Origin of the sequence: Aeromonas rivuli, assembly GCF_000820045.1 — a bacterium.
GTDB lineage: Bacteria > Pseudomonadota > Gammaproteobacteria > Enterobacterales > Aeromonadaceae > Aeromonas > Aeromonas rivuli.
In genome coordinates this window covers 1-1,167 of sequence record NZ_CDBJ01000017.1, presented here as the reverse complement: position 1 = coordinate 1,167, position 1,167 = coordinate 1, and the positions used below count along the sequence as shown (strand labels likewise).

The 1,167-nt window shown below is 55.5% G+C and carries 1 protein-coding gene; it reads right to left on the bottom strand.

Going from position 1 to position 1,167, the window contains the following annotated elements; translation table 11 throughout:
* Positions 1-105 precede the first annotated feature (105 nt).
* Positions 106-1,167: elongation factor Tu (gene tuf / locus BN1130_RS02555; protein ID WP_052448162.1), on the bottom strand; the 1,062-nt coding region annotated here is incomplete at its 5' end.

Here is a 1,167-nt window from a genome sequence, read left to right as displayed (position 1 = left end):
CCCCAACCATCGGTTTTGGAGACCGCTGTTCTACCAATTCGAACTACGCCCCTGCATAAGAAAGCCCCTATTATAGGGGCTTTGCTTTATTTATGTAAGCCAAGATTAAGCGATCACGCTTGCAACAACACCAGCACCTACGGTACGGCCACCTTCACGGATAGCGAAACGCAGACCGTCGTCCATCGCGATCGGCGCGATCAGGGTAACAACCATTTTGATGTTGTCGCCTGGCATTACCATTTCAACGCCTTCCGGCAGTTCGATGGTACCGGTCACGTCGGTAGTACGGAAGTAGAACTGAGGACGGTAGCCTTTGAAGAACGGGGTATGACGACCACCTTCTTCTTTGGAGAGTACGTACACTTCAGATTCAAACTTGGTGTGCGGCTTGATCGAACCCGGCTTGGCCAGTACTTGACCACGCTCTACGTCTTCACGCTTAACACCACGCAGCAGGGCGCCAACGTTCTCACCGGCACGGCCTTCGTCCAGCAGCTTGCGGAACATTTCAACACCGGTACAGGTAGTGGTCACGGTATCTTTGATACCGACGATTTCTACAGACTCACCCACTTTCACGATGCCGCGCTCAACACGACCGGTTACTACGGTACCACGGCCAGCGATGGAGAAGACGTCTTCGATTGGCATCAGGAACGGCATGTCGATCGCGCGCTCCGGCTCAGGGATATAGGAATCCAGGAAGCCAGCCAGCTCGATGATTTTCTCTTCCCAAGCCGCGTCGCCTTCCAGCGCTTTCAGCGCGGAACCACGGATCACCGGCAGGTCATCACCCGGGAAGTCATACTCGGTCAGCAGTTCGCGAACTTCCATCTCGACCAGTTCGAGCAGCTCTTCGTCGTCGACCATGTCGCACTTGTTCATGAACACGATCATGTACGGGATACCAACCTGGCGACCCAGCAGGATGTGCTCACGAGTCTGCGGCATCGGGCCGTCAGTCGCTGCAACAACCAGGATTGCGCCATCCATCTGGGCAGCACCGGTGATCATGTTTTTAACGTAGTCGGCGTGACCCGGGCAATCTACGTGAGCGTAGTGGCGGTTCGGGGTGTCGTATTCTACGTGGGAGGTGTTGATGGTGATACCACGCTCACGCTCTTCCGGGGCCTTGTCGATCTGGTCGAAGGCGAAGGCTTTACC